At 61.1% G+C, this 23,769-nt stretch carries 20 protein-coding genes and 3 pseudogenes; 13 read left to right on the top strand and 10 right to left on the bottom strand.

The features are described 5' to 3' along the window. Window positions 1-124 (top strand): annotated as a pseudogene (locus NKI24_RS28300) (HlyD family efflux transporter periplasmic adaptor subunit); the annotation flags it as partial. A gap of 205 nt (window positions 125-329) precedes the next feature. On the opposite strand, the gene NKI24_RS28295 reads toward NKI24_RS28300, so the two are convergent. Continuing rightward, window positions 330-647, bottom strand: coding sequence for a hypothetical protein (locus NKI24_RS28295; RefSeq protein WP_352453187.1), 318 nt, complete (start codon window positions 645-647; stop codon window positions 330-332). Between the two features lie 73 nt (window positions 648-720). Here NKI24_RS28295 and NKI24_RS28290 point away from each other — a divergent pair, with 73 nt between their 5' ends. Beyond that, complete coding sequence (locus NKI24_RS28290; RefSeq protein WP_352453186.1) at window positions 721-1,005, top strand: hypothetical protein; 285 nt, start codon at window positions 721-723, stop codon at window positions 1,003-1,005. Window positions 1,006-1,038: 33 nt separating this feature from the next. Here NKI24_RS28290 and NKI24_RS28285 read toward each other — a convergent pair. Then, window positions 1,039-1,631 (bottom strand): annotated as a pseudogene (locus NKI24_RS28285) (transposase domain-containing protein); the annotation flags it as partial. A gap of 499 nt (window positions 1,632-2,130) precedes the next feature. On the opposite strand from NKI24_RS28285, the gene ligD reads away from it, so the two are divergent. Further along, the gene (ligD, locus tag NKI24_RS28280) at window positions 2,131-4,029 is read left to right on the top strand and encodes a DNA ligase D (protein WP_352453185.1); all 1,899 of its coding nucleotides are present in this window, start codon (window positions 2,131-2,133) and stop codon (window positions 4,027-4,029) included. A gap of 107 nt (window positions 4,030-4,136) precedes the next feature. Then, complete coding sequence (locus NKI24_RS28275) at window positions 4,137-5,798, top strand: DNA polymerase/3'-5' exonuclease PolX (RefSeq protein ID WP_352750014.1); 1,662 nt, start codon at window positions 4,137-4,139, stop codon at window positions 5,796-5,798. A 21-nt stretch (window positions 5,799-5,819) separates the two neighbouring features. On the opposite strand, the gene NKI24_RS28270 is transcribed toward NKI24_RS28275, so the two are convergent. The 4 genes from NKI24_RS28270 to NKI24_RS28255 all read right to left on the bottom strand — a co-directional run bounded on the left by NKI24_RS28270 (window position 5,820) and on the right by NKI24_RS28255 (window position 9,635). Beyond that, window positions 5,820-6,458: a hypothetical protein gene (locus NKI24_RS28270; RefSeq protein WP_352750012.1), complete on the bottom strand. Its 639-nt coding sequence runs from the start codon at window positions 6,456-6,458 to the stop codon at window positions 5,820-5,822. Window positions 6,459-6,917: 459 nt separating this feature from the next. Next, window positions 6,918-7,496, bottom strand: a complete 579-nt coding sequence (locus NKI24_RS28265; RefSeq protein WP_352453183.1) for a toll/interleukin-1 receptor domain-containing protein — start codon at window positions 7,494-7,496, stop codon at window positions 6,918-6,920. An 86-nt stretch (window positions 7,497-7,582) separates the two neighbouring features. Continuing rightward, window positions 7,583-8,200, bottom strand: a complete 618-nt coding sequence (locus NKI24_RS28260) for a TIR domain-containing protein (protein WP_352453182.1) — start codon at window positions 8,198-8,200, stop codon at window positions 7,583-7,585. A 4-nt stretch (window positions 8,201-8,204) separates the two neighbouring features. Continuing rightward, window positions 8,205-9,635, bottom strand: a complete 1,431-nt coding sequence (locus NKI24_RS28255; protein ID WP_352750011.1) for an SIR2 family protein — start codon at window positions 9,633-9,635, stop codon at window positions 8,205-8,207. 309 nt (window positions 9,636-9,944) lie between these two features. On the opposite strand from NKI24_RS28255, the gene NKI24_RS28250 reads away from it, so the two are divergent. The 6 genes from NKI24_RS28250 to NKI24_RS28225 all read left to right on the top strand — a co-directional run bounded on the left by NKI24_RS28250 (window position 9,945) and on the right by NKI24_RS28225 (window position 15,969). Beyond that, window positions 9,945-10,862, top strand: a complete 918-nt coding sequence (locus NKI24_RS28250) for an aldo/keto reductase (protein WP_352749356.1) — start codon at window positions 9,945-9,947, stop codon at window positions 10,860-10,862. After that, on the top strand, window positions 10,863-11,261 hold the full coding sequence (locus NKI24_RS28245; protein ID WP_352453179.1) for a hypothetical protein: 399 nt from the start codon (window positions 10,863-10,865) through the stop codon (window positions 11,259-11,261). A 108-nt stretch (window positions 11,262-11,369) separates the two neighbouring features. Then, window positions 11,370-11,516, top strand: a complete 147-nt coding sequence (locus NKI24_RS28240) for a hypothetical protein (RefSeq protein ID WP_352453178.1) — start codon at window positions 11,370-11,372, stop codon at window positions 11,514-11,516. A 364-nt stretch (window positions 11,517-11,880) separates the two neighbouring features. Further along, a complete protein-coding gene (locus tag NKI24_RS28235; RefSeq protein ID WP_352453177.1) occupies window positions 11,881-12,537 on the top strand; it encodes an ABC transporter ATP-binding protein in 657 nt (218 codons plus the stop codon). After that, a complete protein-coding gene (locus NKI24_RS28230; protein ID WP_352453176.1) occupies window positions 12,534-14,933 on the top strand; it encodes an FtsX-like permease family protein in 2,400 nt (799 codons plus the stop codon). Before NKI24_RS28235 ends, NKI24_RS28230 begins: the two co-directional genes overlap by 4 nt. Beyond that, the gene (locus NKI24_RS28225) at window positions 14,923-15,969 is read left to right on the top strand and encodes a lipocalin-like domain-containing protein (protein WP_352453175.1); all 1,047 of its coding nucleotides are present in this window, start codon (window positions 14,923-14,925) and stop codon (window positions 15,967-15,969) included. The genes NKI24_RS28230 and NKI24_RS28225 overlap by 11 nt, the downstream gene beginning before the upstream one ends. A gap of 1,633 nt (window positions 15,970-17,602) precedes the next feature. Here NKI24_RS28225 and NKI24_RS28220 read toward each other — a convergent pair. Continuing rightward, complete coding sequence (locus NKI24_RS28220; protein WP_352750010.1) at window positions 17,603-18,232, bottom strand: TetR/AcrR family transcriptional regulator; 630 nt, start codon at window positions 18,230-18,232, stop codon at window positions 17,603-17,605. 169 nt (window positions 18,233-18,401) lie between these two features. Between NKI24_RS28220 and NKI24_RS28215 the strand changes: the two genes are divergently transcribed. Then, a complete protein-coding gene (locus tag NKI24_RS28215) occupies window positions 18,402-19,124 on the top strand; it encodes a hypothetical protein (protein WP_352750009.1) in 723 nt (240 codons plus the stop codon). 563 nt (window positions 19,125-19,687) lie between these two features. Here the strand turns inward: NKI24_RS28215 and NKI24_RS28210 are convergent. The 3 genes from NKI24_RS28210 to NKI24_RS28200 form a co-directional block, all read right to left on the bottom strand. Beyond that, on the bottom strand, window positions 19,688-20,695 hold the full coding sequence (locus NKI24_RS28210; protein WP_352453171.1) for an ABC transporter substrate-binding protein: 1,008 nt from the start codon (window positions 20,693-20,695) through the stop codon (window positions 19,688-19,690). Between the two features lie 112 nt (window positions 20,696-20,807). Beyond that, window positions 20,808-21,734 carry an ABC transporter substrate-binding protein gene (locus NKI24_RS28205; protein ID WP_352750008.1) on the bottom strand — a complete coding sequence of 309 codons (927 nt, stop codon included), beginning with the start codon at window positions 21,732-21,734 and terminating at the stop codon, window positions 20,808-20,810. A 406-nt stretch (window positions 21,735-22,140) separates the two neighbouring features. Then, window positions 22,141-22,602 (bottom strand): Ros/MucR family transcriptional regulator, encoded by a 462-nt coding sequence (locus NKI24_RS28200; protein WP_352750013.1) that lies wholly within the window; start codon window positions 22,600-22,602, stop codon window positions 22,141-22,143. Window positions 22,603-22,975: 373 nt separating this feature from the next. Here NKI24_RS28200 and NKI24_RS28195 point away from each other — a divergent pair. Continuing rightward, window positions 22,976-23,311: pseudogene (locus NKI24_RS28195) on the top strand (hypothetical protein); the annotation flags it as partial. Between the two features lie 232 nt (window positions 23,312-23,543). Continuing rightward, complete coding sequence (locus tag NKI24_RS28190) at window positions 23,544-23,744, top strand: hypothetical protein (RefSeq protein WP_352453169.1); 201 nt, start codon at window positions 23,544-23,546, stop codon at window positions 23,742-23,744. The last annotated feature ends 25 nt before the right edge of the window (window positions 23,745-23,769 follow it).

Here is a 23,769-nt window from a genome sequence, read left to right as displayed (position 1 = left end):
GGGCCTGACCTTGTCGCCCGGTATGCCTGTCGAGGTGTTCTTCTCGACCGGCAGCCGCACAATGCTGTCTTACCTCGTAAAACCTCTGGCAGATCAAATCCAACGGGCATTCAGGGAGGAATGAGTTCGCGTGCCGGGCTCGGCCATAACCCAAACTCCGCTGCCTTCCTTCTGAAGGCGGCCGGCGCCTCTGGGGGCGTGGAATAAGAACGCTTGACGGCGCCGGCCTTGCAGGTTGGGGCCCAGCTTGGCGATTCAGGTAATTCCACGATCGCGGAGGACGCGTCTACGCGCCTCCGTCCGTTTTCGTCGATTTCGCGCATTGGCAGCTAAGCGTTCGTCTCCAGCCACTCGCGCGGCACGATCGTAATGAGACCCGATCCGCCGATTTTCATTTCGGCCGCTATGAACCGCAAAGCGCCGCCCCCGGCAAGGGCGCGCTTGACGATAGCAGGAGGATGAGGGCCGCGGCCAACCACGCGCTCATCGAAGAAAGCAGCCTGACGGCCCTCTCTGACTTGCTGCTGGCCTGTCCGGACCCAGTGGAGCAGGGCATGGCCGCCGTGCTCGAGCTTTTCGACGCGATCCCGCTCGGCGCATACATGGCGATCGTCAATGAGCTGCGCGGCCGCGTTCATCACGGGCATGCGCTAGCTGGTATCCTTTACGTGCACCTCCGGCGCCTCCGGGAGAGCTCGCTGACGGCAAAGGACGTCCCGGATGGCCAAGGCGGACGCCAGCGAGGCTGAAAGGGGCCGGCAGAGCTTCACCAAGCGCCAGCGCCGCCGCGAGGAACTGATCGCACTCGGCAAGAGGATGCTTGCCGCCACGGCCTCGATGCCTATGGATCAAAAGTTGCGTGGAAACCTGTCCCCCCAAACTTTCTTTGGCAAATGCATGTCGGCCCTCCCGATCACGTTGCGAGGGGCGAAGCTGAATCACGCGCACTCGGTCTTCATCGCGTGTTTTCGAAAAGGGTTCGTGAGAAGGGTACCCATCCGGTGAAGCTTTCGATTACCCACATCGTCGGCGGGCCCCGCCAACCTGGTCGGCGAGCGTCGACAGGCTGAGCGGCACGCCTTCGCGGGCATAGCGTTCGGCCTGGCGGTTAAGCGGCTGATGCTGGCCGAACTTCTCGAACAGGATCATCGCCAGCAGGCCGGGACCGGCCCAGCCGCGCGGGGTGGCGTGGAAGGGCGCCGGAGCCTGGCTGATCGTCTCGCAGTCGCGGCAGGTGAACTTCTCCCGCACGTGCTGGATCACCTTCCATTGCCGCGGCACCACCTCCAGCGTCTCGGTCACCCAGCCTGCGCAGCCGATGACCGCCGCAGCAAAGCGGCCGGCGCCGGCTCGACCACGCGTTCGCGCGGCAGATGCTCGGGAAATGGCTGGCGCGCCGGTCGCTTGCGCATGTAAGGCGCCACCTCGGTGGTCCGGGCCGCGGCCTGTTCGGCGGCGATCTCGTCTTCCGTCGCGGTGCTCTCGAGTTCCTCGAAGGTGAGTTCCATCTGGTCGTGCAGGCGGGCTGAGCGTTCAGAACTCTGACCATGCAGCGCGCCCCTCGGTCTGACGGCAGTGAAGTTCTGGACCCGAATGAAATTCAAGGGAACGCTCGCGCTCAAGCGGCACATCAATCCCACGCGCGTGCCGATCGAGACGAAGGAGAGCTACCGCTGGCTGGAGAACTTGCGTCAGTCCATCGCGCTCGTGGGCGCGCCCGAGCGTTTCTTAAACTGGCATCGGAGCTGCTCTGGGCGAGGTACTTGGCGTCAATGGGGCACGTCCAGTAATCATCAATCGAAACATGGGGTTCGACGAGAAGATCAAAACCGTACCCACAGGGGACCGGAACCGGAATGTCAGGCTTCGAAAGCCGATGGCAGAAACCGGATACGCTGTGGCGGCATTTGAGGGCCCGTTCCTGCTCTTGATTATTGCCTGTGAGCTGTGCGCGAAAATCGGGAATGGAAGGGCCGGAGGCAGGAAGCACGGCCTCAGGCCGAGGCGCTAATCAAGCGGGTCGGCAATGATCGCGAAAAGCTCAACACGGCCGGCAGCGAAACTAAAGAAGTAGTCGCGCGTTGGACGGCGGATAACGCTGTTTCGTCTCTGAGTATGGTTTAGGTCAGAGTGGTCAAGCCAACGTCGCGTAAGGCAATCAATGCGTCGAGCGCTAGTCAAGCGAAGTCGCCCGCTCGTGACGAGGTCACTTTAGCGCCGCCCGCTTTCCGGCCGGTCCAGCTCGCAACGCTCGTGGACACGGTCCCTGCCGGCGATCGTTGGATCCATGAGATGAAATACGACGGCTATCGTATTCTCGTTGCCGTCGGCGGTGGCGAGGCGCGAGCGTACACACGATCTGGTCTGGACTGGTCTAGCCGTTTTCCCTCGATCCTCTCCGAGGCTCGCAAGCTCAAGGTGCGCTCAGCCCTGATTGACGGCGAGGCCGTGGTTGTCGATGTGGAAGGAAGATCTAACTTCCAGGCGCTTCAGAATGCATTGAAGGGTGCCCCGGCGACTATCGACTTTTATGCGTTCGATCTGCTGCAGCTCGACGGCGAAGATCTGACAAGGCTTCCTCTTGTTGAGCGCAAGGCGAAGCTGGAGGCGATCTTGCCTGCGAAAAATCCGGTCCTTCGTTACTCCGACCATATCCTCGGCCGCGGAGAAGAGCTGCTCGATCGCTTCTGCGCTGCCGGCCTTGAGGGCGTCATCTCAAAGCTCGCGGATTCGAGTTATGTGGCGGCCCGCGGCGCAAGCTGGCTGAAGATCAAATGCATCAGGCGGCAGGAATTTGTGATTGTCGGCTGGACGCCGTCCGACAAGGTCCGCGCGTTTCGGTCCTTGATCCTTGGCGTTCATGACCGCGGCAAGCTGCGTTACGCCGGGAAAGTCGGCACCGGCTTCGATACCGCTGAACTTCTTCGTCTCTTGAAGATCATGGCGCCGCTTGAGCAGAAGGCCGCCACCGTCGACGCACCACGCGCCGAAGTGCGCGGCGCACACTGGCTCCGTCCGAAACTGGTCGCTGAGATTGCCTTCACCGAAATGACAAATGAAGGGACGTTACGACATCCGATCTATCTTGGTCTCCGTGAAGACAAGAAGCCGGAGGCGGTCGTGCTCGAGACGGAACGTCATGCAGCCGATCTCGCCGCGTCTGCGACAACCGCCATCGCGATAAGTAACCGTGACCGCGTCATCTATCCGGAGTCCAACATCACCAAGGGACAGCTTGCCGACCATTACGCAGCGGTCGCAGCGATCATGCTTCCTTGGGTTGGCAGCCGGCCGATCAGTCTGGTTCGATGCCCACAGGGCCGCGCGAAGAAGTGCTTCTTCCAGAAACACGACGCCGGCAGCTTTGGCGACAAAGTCCACCACGTCGGCATCACAGAGAAAGACGGGCACGAGGAACCATATCTCTATGTCGACGATGCCGACGGACTGATGACTTGCGTCCAGATGGGAACGATCGAGCTGCATGGATGGGGGGCTCGGATCGAGGATGTCGAAAAGGCCGACCGCCTCGTGTTCGACCTCGACCCCGATGAAGGCCTCGATTTTGAGGCCGTCCGCGCCGCTGCCTTTCAGTTCCGCGCTATCCTTAAATCGCTGGGACTTACGACTTTCCCGATGCTGACGGGAGGCAAAGGAGTGCACGTCATCGCGCCGCTCACCCCTGGCGCCGAGTGGCCACAGGTGAAGGACTTCGCGTCTCGCCTGGCGCAGGCGGTCGCCCGGAGCGATCCGGCCCATTTCACGGCCGTGTTGTCAAAGGCGCGCCGCAAGGGTCGCATCTTTGTGGACTATCTACGCAATCAGCGCGGGGCGACCGCGATCATGCCTTACAGCGCGAGATCACGTCCGGGCGCTCCTGTCGCGGCACCGATCACGTGGGCGGAGATGAAGACAATAGACGCGCCCTCTCATTTCCACGTGGGCGATGCTCCTGAATTAAAGAAACGCGCAGTCTCCAAAACTCTGGCTGGATGGGGTCGCGCTGACCAATCCTTGCCCAATCTGTAGCGTCCGACGCGGGAAGAGGCAGTAAAGCCGGGATTCAAAGGGCAACGCGGCGCTCACGGCCTTGCCTCATTGGAACCTGCGGAGATCGGTCTCGTTTGGCTGAAGCCATGGCAAAAATCGATCCTAGGACCGTCGCCAGTCTTTTAAGGGAATACGCGCAACGGGCGTCTATGCGCGGCGACAATCCCTATCGCACAAAGGCATACTTGCGCGCGGCAGACAGTCTGATGGCGCTGTCGCAGCCGCTTGATCGGATCATCGCCGCCGGCGCCCTCACCAAGATCCCGGGGATCGGTGACGCGATCGCAGACATCGTGACCAAGCTTTACCAAACCGGCACGCACCCAAGCCTTGAGAAGCTGCGCGAGGATGTTCCAGCGGGCGTGATGGAGCTGTTTGCCATACCCGGGCTTCGTCCCGATAAGATACTGAAGCTTCATCAGGCGCTCGGCGTGAACTCGCTGGCGGAGCTCGAGGCCGCAGCGAGAGAAGACCGCATCCGCCCAGTCAAAGGCCTCGGCGCCGCGCTTCAGACAAAGCTGCTGCAGAACCTGGCCATCGTGCGAAGCGGCGAAACGCAACTTCACCTGCACAAGGCCGCCGCTCTTCTCCACCATGCGGTCATATCGGTAAAGCAACAGCATCCAGAGTTTTCGCGCGTGGAAATTGCAGGTGACTTCCGACGCGGTTGCGAGCTCGTTTCCGACTTCGCCCTGGTAGCGCAGGCCAGAAAGTCGACTGGAATCGAGGATATGGCCCTCAGGCTTGTTGTCACGGACAGGAAGCACTTTGGCGCGAGCCTGCTCGAGGCAACCGGTTCGGCAGACCACCTTGAGCAACTGAAGACGTTCGCGGCCGACAAGGGATTCACCCTAAACGCCGACGGGCTTCATCGCGGGAGAAAGCTGATCGCGTCAGCGACAGAAGAAGAAATCTACCAAGCTCTAGACTTGCAGTTTATCGAGCCTGAATTGCGCGAAGGCAGGGACGAGATTGAGCGAGCGGCAAAGCAGAAGCTACCCGCCCTCATTCGGGATGAAGATCTGCATGGCATCCTGCATTCTCACACGACCGCATCCGATGGCACCGAAACGCTTGAGGCAATGGCTGAAGCCACGCGTAGGCGCGGTTTCGAATACTATGGTGTCGCCGATCATTCGCAGTCCGCTCACTACGCAGGCGGCCTTTCGTTGCAGGAGATTGCTGAACAGCACCGCGAAGCTGACCGGCTGAACAAGGCATACAATGGAAAATTTCGCATACTGAAGGGCATCGAGGCGGACATCCTGGCTGATGGCTCGCTCGATTACCCGAATCATATTTTGGAGCACTTTGATTTCGTCGTCGCGAGCGTGCACAGCCGCTTCAAGTTGCCCAAGAAGGAACAGACGGGGCGTATCATTGAGGCGATCGGAAATCCTCGGACGACAATCATCGGGCACATGACCGGTCGCCAGCTGTTGCGCCGGCCCGGTTATGATCTCGACGTCGACAAAGTCCTCAAAGCGTGTGCGAAACACGGCGTCGCTGTCGAAATCAACGCACATCCGTGGCGACTCGACCTCGACTGGCGCTGGCATCAAAAGGCACTCGATCAGGGCTGCATCTTCAGCATCAATCCGGACGCTCATTCGATCCGCGAGCTCGACCACATGCATTGGGGTGTCGAGATGGCGCGCAAGGGCGGTGTCCCTGCGAAGCGGGTCCTGAACGCGATGCGTTTGACGGCCCTCCTTGCGCATCTCGCACGGCGCAGGCAAACGTCCTAACCTGCTTGTGCGCCCGGCCTATCAGCGCAGGAGTCCGTCCTTCTCAAAATCTTCCCAGCCGCGCAAACTGGAGTGCGCGTTCTCATCGGGGCCGTAGCCAGCTGAAGCTGCAGTTCCGCGACCGCTTCTTTGAGCGCGTTTCATAGCGGCCTTCCCTGCGGCTCGCCGCCTATTCTCTGCAGCTGTCGCTGCGTCCTGTTCGCGCCAGACCGTAACCAGGTCGCGGTCAAGCACATCCTCCACGTGCTGCGGGTCGAACACGTGAAAGGTGATGTTCCTTGCCCGCCCGCGGAGTTTCACCGTTTTCGTCCCGGCGCTCTGCAAGCGACCATCTTTCAGCCAGCGGTGCCGTTCGGCCGTCGAGATCGTCAGAATGTCCTCGATTTCACGGGGGATTACGGGCAGGTCTTCGATATTCTGCAGTGCTTTGGATACGATCCCGAATACCACCTGCACATCATTCTCGGCGCCCTCAGACAGGCGCAGGGTAAGCACGCGGGACTCGATATTGAGCAATTTCCTGAACTCCGTTGGAAGGCGGGCGCGTATTTCGAGAAAAATACCCCTCGCTCTGACGGACGATCCAAACGTTGCAGCCGGGGTTAAAGGCCACTCTCCAATCAGCTTCGCTATTGCATTGATTTTTCGGCGCGTGGACATGCCCCTTTATATAGGTCACCGATTGTCGGCAGCGATGAGCCGATCGCAAAGCCAACTTGAGTTTTAATCCGCCAGCGGTCTGAACCACGATGCCCTAAAAGGCGCAACCACGATTGTTGGCGGGGCCGCTTGCAACTTCGGCTAACAGGAAGCGGCAGAGTTGATTTCAAAGTGCGATATCAGGCGCGTTGCCGCCTGCCGGCTTTGGGGGGCCGCTGGCAGACTGGCCGCTTCTGGAAAGCGAGGGCAGGAAGCAGACATACCGTACGCGTCCGGCCAGCCACGTGCGTTCGAATCTCGCCCCGCGGGCCGAAACGAAACGGAGAACTACGTTTACGCTATTCCCTCCATAGCGCTCACGGATGTCCTCCGGGTAGATCGAGGCCGAAGGCAACCAATGCCAACGTCCATCAGGCGGACATTGGCTCCTGCCGAATGCGGCGCAGGGGTTCGAACCGATCAGCTCGCCTTACGGAATGCTCTGGGATCGCTGACCCAAGTGGCCCACCGCTGAGATGTTGAACTCTTGTTAATCCACATTTCATTGGTTGTGCTCCCCTCAGCCGGAGCTTCGTCCAAATATGGATAGATGCCGAGGTATTCTTGACCGTCATAGCTTGTCTGATGATTTTGCGTCACGGGGAGTACCGCCACGGCGCCGTTGAAGCCGTCAAAATAGCCCAGTTCCCAAGGCATCCATTTGGAGGATCCGGAATTTGCAGTATGCACGTAGACGAGTGACTTGCACTGGCGCATCCGCATCCGAATGACTTCCGCGTTTGCAGCGGTGACATTGGCTCTGTCCAATTGCGGATCTTCCAGCCAGTCGACGTAGACTGTTTTGCCATAGTCCTCCAGAACGCCTTTCACGCCCAGAATGATCTCGGCGTCAGAAGTCGAATGACTGAGAAAAATGTCGAAGCTAGTCTTGGTTTTTGCTGTTGCGACTTCCTCCTTGAGAACGGCTTTCGCCGTTCTCGAGATTCCAACCTTTCGCTGGGCGCGCTGTCGTATGCGGCTTTCCGTGAATGTGGACACTAATTCCCCCTACATTATCTGACGACGATATTCTCGGTCGCGCTGCTCGGCAGGACCATGCTGCTGACAGAACTTCAAACCTCCACTTAAATGAATGCTGGTGCATTGTTTGAGCGCATCGGCCGTGACAGGTCATATTCGCAGAGCGTTCGATCGTCGTAGGCAGTATCAATCATCGTCACGAGATTGTTCAAATTTCCGGCGATGCGATCCCACGTGGTCACGGAAACCTTTGCCTTTGGGGCCAGTAAGTTATCGATGATGCGGGCAGGAAGGTATGGGTAGCGCCGTTCATATTCCGCCCGGTCGCTGATGGTGCTCCACGAGGTGCAATCAGGATAGACCGTGGCCTTCTCAACTTCGTGCGCCGCCGTCCAATATGTGGGATTGGTGGACGGAAGCTGGACAACAAGGACGCCGGACTGCTTATTGACCGCTCCATCATACATGCTGGAGTATATTTCCCAATCGACATGCTTTCTTCCTCTGGTTTCCGTGCCAACCAAGACGATGGTAAGGCTTGAATCCCTGAGATAATAATCTCGGATGATCCGACGGATGCTTTCGGTGGGAAGATTGTCGTTAACGTCGTTCGTATCAACAGATACGTCGATGAACAGACCATATTGGTTGGCCCATTGTTGTAATTGGTGCTTGGCCCACTGGTCGTTGGCGTGATGATAGCTGATAAAGACTTTGTGCATCGGGTTACCTTATTTTTCGAGCAGCGGCCGCGAGTTTTAGGATTGGGTCGATCAGTTCATTGAGATTCTCACGCGGCTCGCGCAATTCCTTCAGCGCATCGAGCAGAGCTGCGTCTCCGTCAGCGCCGTCACCAATCGAACGGTCGGCTAACTCAGCGGCGGCATAGCCGGTTGCACCTATGGGAATACAGGTCACGCCATGTTGTCGGGCGATTTCGAACTCGCGGATCATGCCGTCGGCGACGACGGTATCATCGCCAACCTTCTTGTTGCCAAACAGGAACAATGCGATGCCCGCTGACGATATTATGTCTTGGCGGTAGGCTTCCCAAACTTCCGTCCGTTTCGCCTCATCGGCGATGTATTGCGGAAAGGGCCGCATCAGCATTCGATCCTCGATATGCCCGTGGCGGTCTGCGTAAATCGCTTCAAGTGCGCCCGTGAACAGGGCATTGCCGACGCCAAGGCCCATGCCTGTCGCAACGCGAAGCTTGGCAGAGATCAAGGCCGAACCCAAAGTCCGCATAAAGCTTGTCACCACCGGTTCACCCCACGGCGCGAAGTCACTCGCGCTCGACGAGACGAAGATCGTCCGGCTACGGTATTGCCGTTCAATCTCGGCCAAGATGTCGGTAATCTCGCTATATTCGTCGACCAGCAAGGGACGAATGTTAAAACGCTTCAGGTCTTCGAGCACGAGCTCTTGGCGAATTTTTCCATATTCAAACTCAGCCTCGCTTTCATCCGTGCGGTGGGTCCGGTTCCGAAAGATGGCGTAGTGACGGCGCTGGTTAGTTTTGAACGTGATCCGCACCCGAGCCAGCACCTGTTCAAGGTTCGGGTCCGTAAAACTGAATCCGACGAACAAGAATGATTTCGACACAAGATCACCAGCCAGCGCGTTGATGAACGCTCCACGGTCACTCGCGTAACGCTCGTAATCATCGCGCGTGGCGACCGCTTCATCTGGCCGGTCAACATCGCCATGCATCTTGTAAACGATGGCGTCGCGGCGGGGCTGTGTGTTCGCCAACTGCGGTACGGCCCATTTGACATCCACAATCTTGCCTGCGTCTTTAAGCGCAGTCTCGATCAGCTTGTCGTAGTTGGTTGTCCAGTAGGTCGTGATGGGAAGCCGCGCTAGCAATCTGTGATTGGCGGTGGGCGGGTTATTTGCCGAGAAGGCGTTGACGATAGCCGTGTGAAGAGCGTGCCGATTCTGGTGGTTCGCGTTTACATGAAATTGCGCCACCGCGACGAGATCGGACTCTTTGTCAACGTCGAGATGGAGTTCTTCGGCTAGCGGTCGGACCAGGTTAGCCCAATCCACAAATCCGGCAGGAGCCGACAGTCCGGCCCCAGCAAAGATCGCTGCGTTACCTGCCTCGATTTCCGCAAGAAAACTGGCAACAAATCCCTTTACGTCATCCCGCATCGATCGACTCTTCGTTGGTCGTTGGTCTTACGGTCTGGCAATAGGAAATATCGCCCCGTCCCCTCGCGAAACATGGGTGTGCTGGGCCAGATATTCAACCTTCAATCCGATACATTAAGCATAAGTTAGAAGTTCTTCTCTGACTGCCGACAAAACTGAGCCAGTTGCTTGGGGCGCTGCCCCTGGCGCGGCACAAGGGATCGCTGACGCTCGACCGGCACGGTCTCCCCAGCCTTCCGCGCGGTAGAACCCGCGAAGACTATCTTTCCCGACTATCCGCGGAGGTCGGAGTTCAGTGACGACCGTTGGATGAACATCACCCGCAGGACATTCGTTAAGGTGGCCGTCGGCTCCCCGATGGCCTTCGCCTGGCCGGGAAAGACGCTCGCCGCCACGCCTGCCCCGCTGATGCGCACCATCCCTTCCACCGGCGAGGCGATTCCGGCGGTCGGGCTTGGCACCTGGATCACTTTCAACGTTGGCGACGACCCGGTGCTTCGCGATGAATGCGTCGACGTGATCGCCGCCTTCTTCGAGGCGGGCGGGCGAATGATCGATTCCTCGCCCATGTACGGCTCCTCGCAGCCGGTGACCGGTTACGGGCTGGAGAAACTCGGTCGGCCCGAAACGCTGATTTCGGCCGAGAAGGTCTGGACCTCGTCGGCCGGAAGCGGACCGGCACAGATTGAGGAGTTACGGCGCTTGTGGGAAGTGCCGCGCTTCGATCTCGTGCAGGTCCACAACCTCGTCGCCTGGGAAGCGCATCTCGAAACACTGTTCGCCATGAAGGCGGACGGGCAAATCCGCTATGTCGGCATCACGACCTCCGAAGGCCGCCGGCATGATCTGTTCGAAGATATCATGCGGCAGCATCCGCTCGACTTCGTGCAGCTCACCTACAACATCGTCGACCGCGAGGCGGAGGAGCGGTTGCTGCCACTGGCGGCCGAGCGCGGCATGGCGGTGATCGTCAACCGGCCGTTCCGGCAAGGCGCGCTGACGCGCAGGCTGGAAGGCGAGCCGTTGCCGGATTGGGCGGCCGATATTGGTGCTGGGACCTGGGCACAGTTCATCCTGAAGTTCATCCTCGCGCACTCGGCCGTCACCGTCGCCATCCCCGCCACCACACGTGTCGACCATGTGCGCGAGAACCTGGCGGCCGCGGCCGGTCCCCTCCCGGACACGGCGCTGTGCGAGCGGATGGCGGCCTACGTTTGGGATCTCTGAATGTCGGAATGGTGGACCTACCGGCTGGGAGATTTCCTGCTCTTTTCGCCGCGCGTCTACCGGCGCATGTTTGAGCTGCACAATGTCGCGTTCTGGCCGTTGCATCTAGCAACGCTCGCCGCCGGCCTCGCGATCGTCCTGCTCGTGCTCCGGCGGCTGCAGAACCACGCCCTCTGGATCGCCTTCATCCTGGCCGTGCTCTGGGCCTTCGTCGGCTGGTCGTTCCTGTGGAGCCGCTATGCGAGCATCAACTGGGCTGTCGCCTATGTCGCGCCGGCCTTCGGCCTGCAAGCGCTGCTGTTGGGGTTCCTGGGCACAGTGGGCGGACTTGCTTTCGATCGGAAAGACATCGCCGGGCAGCTGGGGCTGCTGCTCGCGGTGATCGGCCTTTTCGCCTAGGCGCCGCTCTTCGGGCGGCCATGGACTGGCGCGGAAGCCTTCGGCATCGCGCCGGATCCAACGGCGATCGCAACGCTTGGCATCCTGCTCGCGGCGAGTGGCAGGCTCATGGCGCTGTTGCTTCCTATCCCGCTCCTATGGCTTCTTTTCAGCGGCCTGACGCTGCACACCATGAGCGATCCGCAGGGATGGCTGCCGTTCTCGGTGGTGGGGACGGCTCTTGCCGGACTGGTCCTGCGCCGTTTGGGTCGGTAAATGGGCGATCCGGCTGGGCCGTGCTCAGCCGGGACTTGCCGCTCCCCGGGACGCTCGATGCCTCCTCGTATGGCTTTCCGCGCCCCTATGACCTGCAGCTGCCGCTGCCCACTGGCTGATCGGTGCTGGCGTGTCGGCACAGAGGGGCAGTTTGTCTGAGAGCCTGGCCAGAACCAGCCCTACCACCCCGCCGTCTGGTGCCGTCGAGAGGGCAACCCACCCGCGGTTGGTTCGTTGGTTCTATGCAACAATTATCGGATTCCCGCTTGCATCCGGCTGCGGTCTTGCAAGGCAGCCGCGCTTCCTCTTCGGAATTCTCAACTGCAGCGCTTTTCCTTTTCGCCACAGACTGTAGCTGTGGTGCATGCTGCTTTCGATCGAAGACCTGCGGAAATCCTATCCCGGCCCGGAAGGCCCGGTCTCCGTCCTGCACGGTGTGACGCTCTTGCTCGACGCCGGCGAGACGCTGGCGCTGACCGGCGAATCCGGCTCGGGCAAGAGCACGCTGCTGCACCTCGTGGCGGGTCTGGATGCCGCCGCCGGCGGGCGCGTCGTTCTCGACGGGCAGGAAGTCACCGCGCTCGACGACAGTGATCGCGCGCGGCTCAGGCGAAGCGCGGTCGGCATCATCTTCCAGCAGTTCAACCTCATCCCCTCCCTGGACGTCGCCGCCAACATCGCCTTCCAGGCGCGTCTGAACGGCGCGCCGGACTCGACGGAGCTTTCGCGGCTGGCCAGTGCGCTGGGCCTGCAACCGCATCTGCGGAAATACCCCGAGCAGCTGTCCGGCGGCCAGCAGCAGCGCGTGGCGATCGCCCGCGCGCTCGCCGCGCGGCCGAAGCTGATCCTCGCGGACGAGCCGACAGGCAACCTCGACGAGGCGACGGCGGACGAGGTGATGGAGCAGTTCCTTGCGCTTGTGGCGGAGACCGGCGCGGCGCTCCTGATGGTCACGCACTCCCCGCGTCTTGCAGCACGTCTCGGGCGCCGGGCGCATCTCAGCCAGGGCCGCCTCGCATGACCGGCGCTGTCTTCTCGGCACTGGCTTCGCACTGGCGACGCAGCCGGCTCCAATTGCTGACGCTGGTGCTCGGCCTCGCGCTGGCGACGGCCCTCTGGTCGGGTGTGCAGGCGATCAACGCCGAGGCGCGCGCAAGCTACGACGCGGCTGCCGCCACGCTGGCCGAGGGCCGGTTCGACCAGCTGATGCCGCGCGAGGGGGATTCAATGGCGCAGGAGATTTTCGTCGCGCTGCGCCGCGCCGGCTGGCTCGTCAGCCCGGTGGTGGAGGGAAGGCTGCGCCTCGGCAACATCTCTGTGAGGCTCGTCGGGGCCGATCCGCTGACCGCGCCTCCGGGCTCGGCTGCGAGTGCGGTGTTGACGCGTACAGACCTCAATCGCTTTCTGCGCGCAAACACGCTGGTAGCCGACCCGGAGACGGCGGCGCTCCTTGCGGCGAACATACCCAACCCGGTTCTCGCCGATCAGGCGGTTGCGCCGGGCACCGTACTCGCCGACATCGGCGTCGCCCAGAAGCTGCTCGGCCGTGTCGGGCGCATCAGCCGCTTGATCGTCCTGCCGGAGCAGCCGCTGCGGCAACGGCCGTTGGCCGAGATATCGCCGGACCTCGTGCTCCAGCGCGCGGACGGCGCGACCAATGTCGGCCGGCTCACCGACAGCTTCCACCTCAACCTCACGGCCTTCGGCTTTCTCAGTTTCGCGGTCGGCATCTTCATCGTCCACGGCGCGATCGGCCTTGCTTTCGAGCAGCGGCGCGGCATGGTTCGCACCCTGCGCGCGCTCGGCGTGCCGCTCCGCCGCCTGATCGTCCTGATGGTACTGGAGCTTGTCGTGCTGGCGACGCTTGCAGGCGCGCTCGGCATCGCGCTCGGCTATTTCATTGCAGCACTTTTGCTGCCGGACGTGGCCGCGACGATACGGGGCCTCTATGGCGCCGACGTTGCCGGCACGCTGCAGATCCGCCCGGCATGGTGGCTCTCGGGAATGGCTATGGCGCTCGGCGGCGCACTGCTTGCCGCCGCGAGCGCCCTATGGCGACTGGCGCGGATGCCGGTGCTTGCGAGCGCCGGCGGGCGCGCCTGGGCGCTGGCCTCGAGGCGGACGCAGAACCTGCAGGCCGCAGCCGCGCTCGTGCTGCTCGCGGCAGCGGGCGTGCTGGCCGTCACCGGAGGTGGACTGGCCGCCGGCTTCGCGCTGCTCGCCTGCCTGCTGCTTGGCGCAGCCCTTGCGCTGCCGTCCTGTCTCGCCGCGATCCTGCGCCTTAGCGAAGGACAAGCCCACAGCGCCATGGCGCAATGGTTCTGGGCCGACACGCGCCAGCAACTGCCTGGCCTGGGGCTCGCGTTGATGGCGCTGCTGCTCGCCGTGGCCGCGAATGTCGGCGTTTCCACCATGGTCTCCAGCTTCCGCCTGACCTTCGTCGGCTTTCTGGACCAGCGCCTGTCGGCCGAGCTCTACGTCGATGCGGAAGCGGTCGCGGACCGGGCCGGCCTGGAGCGCTTCCTCGAGGCGCGCGCCGACGCCGTGCTGCCGATCATGTCGGCCGATGCGACGCTCGCCGGCCTGCCGGCGGAGATTTTCGGGGCGCGGATCGGCTATACCTACCGCGAGAACTGGCGGTTCCTCGACGCGGTGCCCGCCGTCTGGGACGAGGTCGAAGAGGGTAGGGCGGTTATCGTCAACGAGCAGCTTTCCCGTCGCGCTGGCTTGCGCGTCGGCGAGATGCTCGCGCTGGGTCCCGGCCTGTCGCTTCCGGTCGCGGGCGTCTTCGGCGATTACGGAAATCCCATCGGCCAGGCCATCGTCGGCGAGGCGCTGTTCCGCCAGACTTTCCCTGGCATCGAGCCGAGCCGCTACGGCGTGCGCACCGGCGATCCTCAGGGCCTGCGCCGGGCGCTCACGGAAGCGTTCGACGTCCCAGTCGCGCGCATCATCGACCAGGCGGCGCTCAAGGCGTTTTCGCTGTCGGTGTTCGAGCGCACCTTCTCCGTGACCGGGGCGCTGAACGTGCTGACGCTGGCGGTCGCTGCATTCGCCATCCTGATGAGCCTGCTCACCCTGGCGGCGATGCGGCTGCCGCAGATGGCGCCCGTCTGGGCGATGGGGACGACCCAACGCCGGCTCGCAGGGCTGGAGATCCTGCGTACCGTCCTGCTCGCCGCGATCACCGCATTGTTGGCCTTGCCACTGGGCCTGGCGCTGGCCTGGGTGCTGCTTGCCATCGTCAATGTCGAGGCGTTCGGCTGGCGTCTGCCGATATACCTGTTTCCTACCGAATACGCCCGCCTGATGCTCTTCGCGCTCGCCGCCGCGCTGCTCGCTGCGCTCTGGCCGGCCTGGCGGCTTTCGCGCATGGAGCCGGCCGCGCTGTTGAGGATATTCGCCAATGAACGCTAGGGCTCTCATTTTCCTGCTGCTGAGCGTCGGCAATGCCTTCGCTCAGGGCTTTGCCGGGCTCGGCACGGACACTGAAGGTTTCGCCGTCCCGGAACCGGGCAAGCGGTTCGAGTTTCCGCGGGATCACGGAGCCCATCCGGACTACCGGATCGAGTGGTGGTACCTGACCGCGAACCTCACCGGGCCCGACGGTGCGGACTACGGCCTGCAATGGACGCTGTTCCGCTCGGCGCTTGCGCCCGGCGAGGCCGAGGGATGGGAGAGCCCGCAGGTGTGGTTCGGCCATGCCGCCGTCACCAGCGCCACGACCCACCGCGCCACGGAGCGTTTCGCGCGCGGCGGCACGGGCCAGGCGGGTGTGACCGCCGAGCCTTTCGCGGCCTGGATCGACGACTGGCAGATGGCGGGCGACACCTTCGACAGCCTGCGTCTCACGGCGACCGGAAAGGACTTCGCCTACGACATCGCAATGCATGCCGAAGGCCCGCTCGTTCTCCACGGCGACCGAGGCTACTCGGTGAAGTCGGCGAAGGGGCAGGCGAGCTACTACTATTCCCAGCCCTTCTTCGCCGTCGAAGGTACGATCACGCTGCCGGAAGGCGAGGTTCCCGTGCGCGGCAGGGCGTGGCTCGATCGTGAATGGTCCTCGCAGCCGCTGGCGGAGGAACAGACTGGTTGGGACTGGTTCTCGCTCTCCTTCGACACAGGCGAGAAACTGATGGGTTTTCGCCTGCGCGATGCTGCTGGCGGCGGATTCACCTCGGCCTCCTGGATCGCGGCGGACGGTGAGCCAACGCCCTACGGCAACGGCAAGCTTGTCATGATTCCGCTGGAGACGAGCCGGGTGGAGGGGCGCAAGATTCCTACGCGCTGGCGTCTCGTCTTGCCCGACCGTGCGCTCGACGTCACCGTCGGCGCGCTCAACTCTCAGGCATGGATGGGTCTCAGCATCCCCTACTGGGAAGGTCCGGTCCGGGTGATAGGCACCCACACGGGCAAGGGCTATCTGGAGATGACGGGCTACGAGAGGCAATGAGCTGGATCGCCGGCTGGAAGGCGCAGCACTCTGCGCTTGCCGGTGCGTTGAATCGTCCTGGACAACTCCTGGAACACGTAGGCGCGCGCCACTGCCGTCCAGCGCGAAGGCTAATCCGGCGCCTGTTTCGGCACGGAGCCCAGGAGGAATCACCGGTGTGGTCACCGTGTCGGGCGGTTCCTTGCTCTCCTTGTCGCCGGTCGTCGGCGGGATCAGCACGCCGTTGCAGTCTTCCAAGGATAGTCGAGTGCCATTGTCTGCCTCATCATTCGGGCCTTCCGCACCATTGCGATCGGATGCCTTCGTTCCAGTCCTCAGGTTCGGCCTGGCAGGGATTGTCCTGGTTGGTGCTGCGACAGCGTGTTGTAGTTGGCATCGTGCCAACCATTGAATCCAACTAGGGCGGATAAGAGAGCAAAAATAAAATAGGCGAAGATCATGGAGGAGCCGGAGCAGTTTAGTAAGGCGACGTAACCTATCGCTAGTGTCGCTAAAGCTCCCGTCGCCTTGGCAAGGCAAGTGAGCCTCCACGCACCTAATCGGCATCCGACAATTGGATCTAGCTCTTCTCGGAGAGCCCGTAAGAAGTCACGTCCATCATTCGGATACATGAGGTGGTATCCAAAACCGAGCTATTTCACCCTCACACTCCGGTTCGAGCTCCGCGAAAAACGGCATCACGTGTTGAGCGCGTCGAACATCGTCTGAATATCAGAGCCTGCCGGCTGGCCTAGCGTGATCCAGAGAATGCTCTAGACCGCCATTCCGGCGGAAAAGAGCCGGTTTAGCAGGGACAGATCATTGGGTTGTAGATTAGTACCAGTCGGAAATCCGTAGATTTTTGCCGCGAGCACGGGAGTTCGGAGGCGACCCGCTGCACGCAAATGGCATACTACGCTTAAGGGAGATTTCGACCCATGAAGCGCGGATCCCAACATTTCACCTCCAGTCACCGATATTGTGAGTTTCAGTTACTTGCCTTGCATAAATGGGTGCCATAGAAAGGAAATGAGGATGATATGCGGAATTATTTCTGGAAATTTCATTGAAACAGGCGCAGTAATTGAGCCTCTAACAAGGTTCAGACGTTACAGCTGAACATGACCTCTTTTTCCTATCTATGCCAAACGGCGGATATGCAAGCCTCTATCCTTTCGGCAACGATAGAAATGCAATTTTAGTGTCTGCAGAGACAGCGCCAGCAGCATATCGCAACTTTAGGCTCGAGTTGGTCGAAGGAAATCGATGGCTATTAGAAATGTTGAACGAAGGTAGCTGAGGTAGGAATTTGAGCAGTTTGCTCTTTGAGACTGCCTGATTGACTCCCTATTTCACTTGGTCTTGTCGGGGACAGGGCCTCGAGGGGGTGAAGATTCGACCGCGTTGCTTTGTTAGTTACAGTCGTGATTGTTTGGTTCAAGGGTGTTGAATACCGGTCTATGGGATAACTCGCTCGATGAAGTGATCCTTCGTTCGGAAACAAAACCTCTTGGTCGGCTCCGTGCCATCTCCCGACATTTCTCAGAGGCGCTTATTCCCCATTGGCAATGACTGCTTGGAAGGATCCCACCAAAATCACAGCTAGTGTTGAGGGAGCAATGGGACCACGGCCAAGCGCATCATATTTGGCCCATCATTTGCCAATGAGTGTCACGAAGTGCTTTAATGCGTCCTGCGCAGTTCGCTCCGCAGTATGTCCAGCCACTGCCCACTGCGCAAAGTGTCCGTCAATGCACATGCGTGCGAGCCCGTAGACGAGCGCCCTCGCGGCTACCTGGGTCTCTGCTATGTCGTTTGACCGGAGCAGGTTTCGTCGCTGCGCTTCTGCCAGCGACCCTTCTACCAGCGAACGCACCGCTTCGTTATCGTGACGCAGCGACTCCGAACTGTCCCAATCAATAAGACTCCGTGTCGAGATGATCTGGAAATGGGTGGGGTTTCGAATTGCCCAGCGCAAATAGGCGACTCCAACAGCGGCAAAGCGCTCAATCGGGTCGTCCGTCGCGACGTTCTCGACTGCGTTCATAATCTCCGAGCGGAACCGGCTCATTGCCTGCTCTGCGACGGCCGTCATCAATGCGGTCTTATTGCGAAAATGACGGAAGGGTGCGCCGGGGGAAACGCCGGCCCGCTTTGCGACGTCGCGCACGCTCACATTGTCAGGGCCGCCCTCCTCGACAAGTTGAACCGCGGCATCAATCAGCGCCTCCCGCAAATTTCCATGGTGATAGCTGGTGCGGCGAGGCGTCTTGGCTTTTGGCATCTCTTTCCTTCGTTCTGTAGAGCTGGATCACGCGTCTATACCACGATTTCGCCAATTATGTAATCACTGTTTACACCTTCGATGAAATGATGTAAGCAGCGATTACAACCGGGATCGGAACAGGCCTGTGGTCTACGCGGCTCCCGAACTCCCAGCTGAAGGAGACGACATGCACGCCAGAAACGCCAAACCCCGCCGTCCGCAATTCACGTCGTTGCAGAGCTCAGCCGAAGAACCTCGGCACAAGGAGAATTTCCCGACTGTTCAGTCGAGCACGGCAGTGTCCAGCGTCACGCTTTATCGGCTTGCCTCCATCGCCGGAGCGGGAAGCGCGCTTATTCTTCTGGTCAACGCGGCTAAACGCAGCGCGCTCATCCCGACCACCGATCTAACGCAAATTCTCGCACCACTCGCCGAGATATTGGCGCTTGGTCTTGTCGTAGGCTTGTTTTTTGCGTTTGGCCGGCGCGCGGGCTTGTTCGGCACTATCGCCTTTGTCATCAACTTCATTGCACTGGCAAGTCTGGAAGGTGTGGAAGTGGTGATCAATCTCGTATTTTCGAAGCTTCCGCTGGCAACCATCATCGACCTGCGCGGCGGGCCGCTCGGACTCGTTCTGGTCGTCAGTTCGTTTCTTTTTCTGTTTGGGACGCTCGCGTTTGTAATCTCTCTTGCCGTCGGAAGAGCCGTGCCGCGCATTCCACTCGCTCTCTATTTCATTGGCGCGGTGCCTATCGCGCTCCGTGTGTTCGTGCCGGAGTGGGCTCTCGACCTGGGCCTGGTAATTCTTGCGACAGCGATCGCCTGGCTGGCCGGATGGCTGTGGATACGCGCGAGCACTATCGACGACTTGAGGCCGGAAAACGTGACCACCTTTGCTCCTCAGAATTGATGCCCCTATCGCTGCAATAGGTTTGCTGTGGCGGCGGCGTCGGGTCACCAGCGGACTTCACCATCGGCCGCTCCGCGCGCCATTTGCTGACCTTCCTGCCGCTTCTCCAAACCAGCCGTTCGCGCTACGACCTGATGCGACCCGAAGCGGTCGCCGGTGACAGGCAAAGGAATGTCTCTATATGACCCGAACCGGTCTTCCGATTTTGGCCGGCGCCCAATTTGCGTTGGTTGCGAGCGCAAAACTTACTCCGCCAAACGCGAGCGCCTCGCTGTCAGGGAGACTGTTTGCGCTGTCGCGAATGGCCAGTTCGAGTTTACTTGCTTCCGTTCGAGTGATCGACATGAAGATCTGCATCAGGTCAGTGCTCGTCCATGCAAGCTGGGCATCTAAGGCCCGCTTCTGGCATTCCAAGACTCGAAGCTGCCAGTCACCGGCCCCAGTTGAACCCTTAGGGCGATCGGACTGGATGCGCCTCATGTCGGCCGTTGCGGACGCCTTTGCCACCGCCCAAAATGCAGACATCGCCGGCAACGAGGTGGAACGACCGCTCCCGCCGCCTATTAGGTCTTCAGCTCGCGCTTGAGTTCGTTGAGGAAGCGCCAGTCCGTACCTTTCGCGATAATCCTGTCGGGTGTGGAGCCGATCAAACCGATTTCCTTCAGACGCAGCGCATAGAAGCGGACGGTATCAGTGGAATCGTAGTCCCGCCATTCCCGGTAGGGCAACTCGCTGATCGCTGCGAACGCATCATTGTAGTGGCTGGCGAACCCGCCCGCCACCAAGCGCTCGGCAACCAAGGCCGGCGCAGCGGTGCATAGATCCGCAGCCTTGAGGATGGCGCGCAGCACACGCTTGGTAGCAACCGGATGCGCGGCCACAAAATCGCTGTTGCCGGACAGCATGCAGCAGAAATATTGTGACCAAGGTCGGTCCACAGTGCTGTTGACGATCACGTGCCCGACCTTGTTGCGCCGCAATTCCTGCGGGTCCGGCGGAAAGCCCAGGAACGCATCGATGTCGCCCCGCGCGAACAGCTCCTTGGGCTTGACCGCCGGGTCCACCACCCAGTTGATGTCGCGCGCCGGATCGAGCCCGACATAGGCCGCGATGCTGGCGAGGAACAGATGCGGCCCCGAACCGAGCCCCTGGACGCCGACGTTCCGGCCTTTCAGATCGACGACGCTGTCGATCCCGCGCTTGGCAAACAGCTCGAAGCAACCGGGATGGATGCCGCCGAGCAGAGTGAGCCGCGCACCGGAGTCCAAGGCGACGATCGAATTTGTCACGAAGTTGAGGCTAAAGTCGATCTCGCCATTCGCCACCGCGGAGGCCGTGGCCGCACCGGGGCCTGCGGCGACATAGGCAACCTCGGTGAAGCCCTCAGCGCGCAGCAGATCCTCTGCAACATACTGTGGCGCCACGCAGATGCTAGGGATCTTGGCCAAGCGAATGCGTGTGGTCTCCGGCGCTGGCTCGGCAAGAACTCGAGTTGGAGCGCCGACGAGGCTTGCGGTGCCGGCAGCCGTCAGGCCGGCCAGGAAGCGCCTGCGGCTCTGGATGATTTGCATGTCTACGTCTCCCCTCGAGACAGATGGGATCAGGTTTTTAGCTCATGCTTCAACTCGTCGAGGAAGTGCCAGTCCGTTCCGTTGGCGATGATCTGTTGCGGGCTCGATTTGATCATGCCCGTCTCCTGCATGCGCAGTGTGTAGAACCGCAGGGAGTCTTCAGGATCGAATTCCCGCCAGCGGTCGTAGCGGATACCTTCAGCGTTTGGAGCGCGTAGTCATGCGACGGGACGAAATCGCGATCGACCATCTGCCGGGCCACCCACTGCGGATCCAACACGCAGAGGTCGGCGGCCTTGAGGATGGATCGCAAGACCCGCTTGGTCGCCACCGGGTACCTGTTCACGTAGTCCGTGGTGGCGGAGATCATGCAGCAGAAATACTGTGACCATGGGCGGTCGACGGCATTGTTGAGGATCGTGTGGCCGATCTTCTTGGCGCGCAGCTCCTGCGGCTGGGGCGGCGTCCCAAGGAATGCGTCGATCTTCCCTTGGATGAAGAGTTCCGTGGGCTTGACGTCCTTAGTCAAGACCCATTGGATATCGTTCACGGGATCGAGCCCGACATACGCGGACATGAGCGTCAGCCACATGTGTCGCGAGTTATTGAAACCATCCACGCCCACCCTCTTGCCCCGCAGATCCGTGACGCTGCGGATGCTCTCCTTGGCGATCAGTTCGAGGCATCCCGAGTGCAACCCGGTTAGCACCTTGATCGGCACGCCAGCGTCGATCGACGCGATCTGATTCGGCGGAAAGTTCACAGAGAAATCGGTCTCACCGCGTGCGATCCATTCCGATTGGTCGACGCTTCTGTCGGCTTCTACGTAGCGAACGTCGGTGAAGCCCTCTGCGCGCATCAGTTCTCCGGCGATGTACGCGCCTGCCCAGCAATAGGAACCACCAACCCACCGCGGCAGACGAACCGTGGTCGTTTCCAGCGGCTCGGCGTGGAGTGACTCCGGAAGACCGACGATACCGGGAGCGCCTGCCATTGCAGCGCCGGTCAGGAATCGGCGGCGGGTTTGCAGAATCTGCATCAAGCGCTCCTCTTCCGATTGGCAAAAGGCAATTCTGGCCGGAACCGAGCAAAAGAGGTTTCGGCAGAGGCAGATGAACCGGTGAACGCTACCTAATAGTTGTGGAACCTAGCGCGCCTAGTCTGATGCGGGACTCTTGCGCTCTCGATCGCCGGTTCATGTATTAGCAACCGACGATATGCCACGATACGCCCAATTTGTGTAGGTTGCGAGCGCAAAACTTACTACGCCAAACGTCCCGCCAGCACCTCGCTATCAGCGAGACCGTTTGCGCGGTTGTGAATAGCCACTTCGACCCACCCGCTGAACATCCGCTATCGTTCTTCGGACGCCGAAAGCCGCCATTTCGCCATCGGCCCCAAAGCTGCCAGGCGGTAACGCGCCCAACCGACCCATCAGGCTACAATCAGGCTGTGGCCTTCTTGCGGGGACGTTTCGCGGGCGCCGGCTCTTCGGGCTCCTTCGGCTTGCGGCCGAGGCCCATGGTTTTAGCGAGGGCTGAGCGCGCTGCGGCATAGTTCGGCGCAACCATGGGATAATCCGCCGGCAGGCCCCACCTGGCGCGATACTCATCCGGAGTCAGGCCATAATGGGTCGACAAGTGCCGCTTCAGCGACTTGAACTTCTTCCCGTCCTCCAGGTTGATGATGTAGTCGGGCGTCACTGACTTGTTGATCGGCACGGCAGGCTTGAGAACTTCAGGTCTTTCCGACACACCGCCGGTCGTGCCCTTCAGGGCGGCATGGACCTGTCCGATGAGGGCGGGTAGTTCACCGACTGGCACCGGGTTGTTTGAAACATAGGCTGAGACTACATCAGCCGTGAGTTCGATGAGCTTGTCCGTATTGCTCTCGGTTTCTTCTGTCACGAAATACTCCTGGCGGATCAAACGATTGGCGTCGAACAGTCGTTTCATAATGACGACCGCTTCCGATAGCAACGAACCTGTTGCATTTCTGTTGTTTCGGCAGTCGCGTGACACTGCTCGACGTGGCCGATCCGCTCCGGCGACGACCTTGTAGCGATTGCCGCGTGCGGTTCCGCCAACAGCAGGACCATCGCTTCCGGCGTCCCGGCTTTGAAGCACGCGGTCAAATCGATTCTCTGACGTGTATTCCTTGCGGAGGTGCGGCCGCGGCGTTTGCCCGTTTGCCGGACGGCAGAGGGAGAGGGTGGATGGCCCGCGTGACGGGTCGAGGGCTGGAAGAGAGGCTTCCGGCGCCCGTCGCGGAGAAAGCTCCATGACCCAGTTGCAAGTTCTCGCTCCTACGGTGAATCCACGGGGCGGTTACAAGGTGGATGTCAGCCGTGGCCAACGTGTCGGTCGCGTTTCTTCCGAGTGGTTCAACCGGCCGGCGGACGAGCGCTACCTTTCTCTCACCGATCTCCATAATTCGGTGAAGCGGCGGTCCGAACGCAGCAAGACCCGCATCGTTGACAGTGAGCTGATCCGCGTCGAGGCCAGCCGCGACGACCCGGAGCGCCTGAAGCTGATGCTGCCTGATGCGCATGCCTCTGTGGCCCCGACGCATTGGAGCTTTGGCCAACTCGCCAGCCTGGTCGGCGCGCCAGCCGCCTAGCCATGTTCGAGGGCTACGCCGGATCGGCCCGGGCCGACTTCCGCCTTGCCGTCGAGCGCGAGCGTGCGCTTGGCCAGCTCGATGATATCGTCGCCCATTACGAGGCCTATCTCGACCGTGAGGGCCCCGCCGGACCGGGCGCTCTCCGGCTGCGCCGCGAGTTCGCCCAGGTGCAGCAGGAGCTCGGCGATCTTCCCGGCCGGATCATGGACCGCAAGCGGCTGGCACCATGCTCGCCCATCTCGGGCGGACCTTGCATGTCGGCTTCCTCAATGATTGCCTGTTCGACGCGGCGACCGCGCTCTGCCTCAAAGATGCGCCGGATGACGAGCGAACGGCGCCGGCCCTGTCGCGCTGCAGCCCCGACCGGTGCCCCAACGCCTGCCTGACCGCCCGGCACCGCGAGCCATGGCAGGCCTCCATCGCCTAGGGCGAGGCGCTGCTGGCCAACCGAC

The organism is Mesorhizobium sp. M0701 (genome assembly GCF_040320365.1).
GTDB lineage: Bacteria > Pseudomonadota > Alphaproteobacteria > Rhizobiales > Rhizobiaceae > Mesorhizobium.
This window is presented reverse-complemented; position numbering and strand designations above follow the sequence as displayed.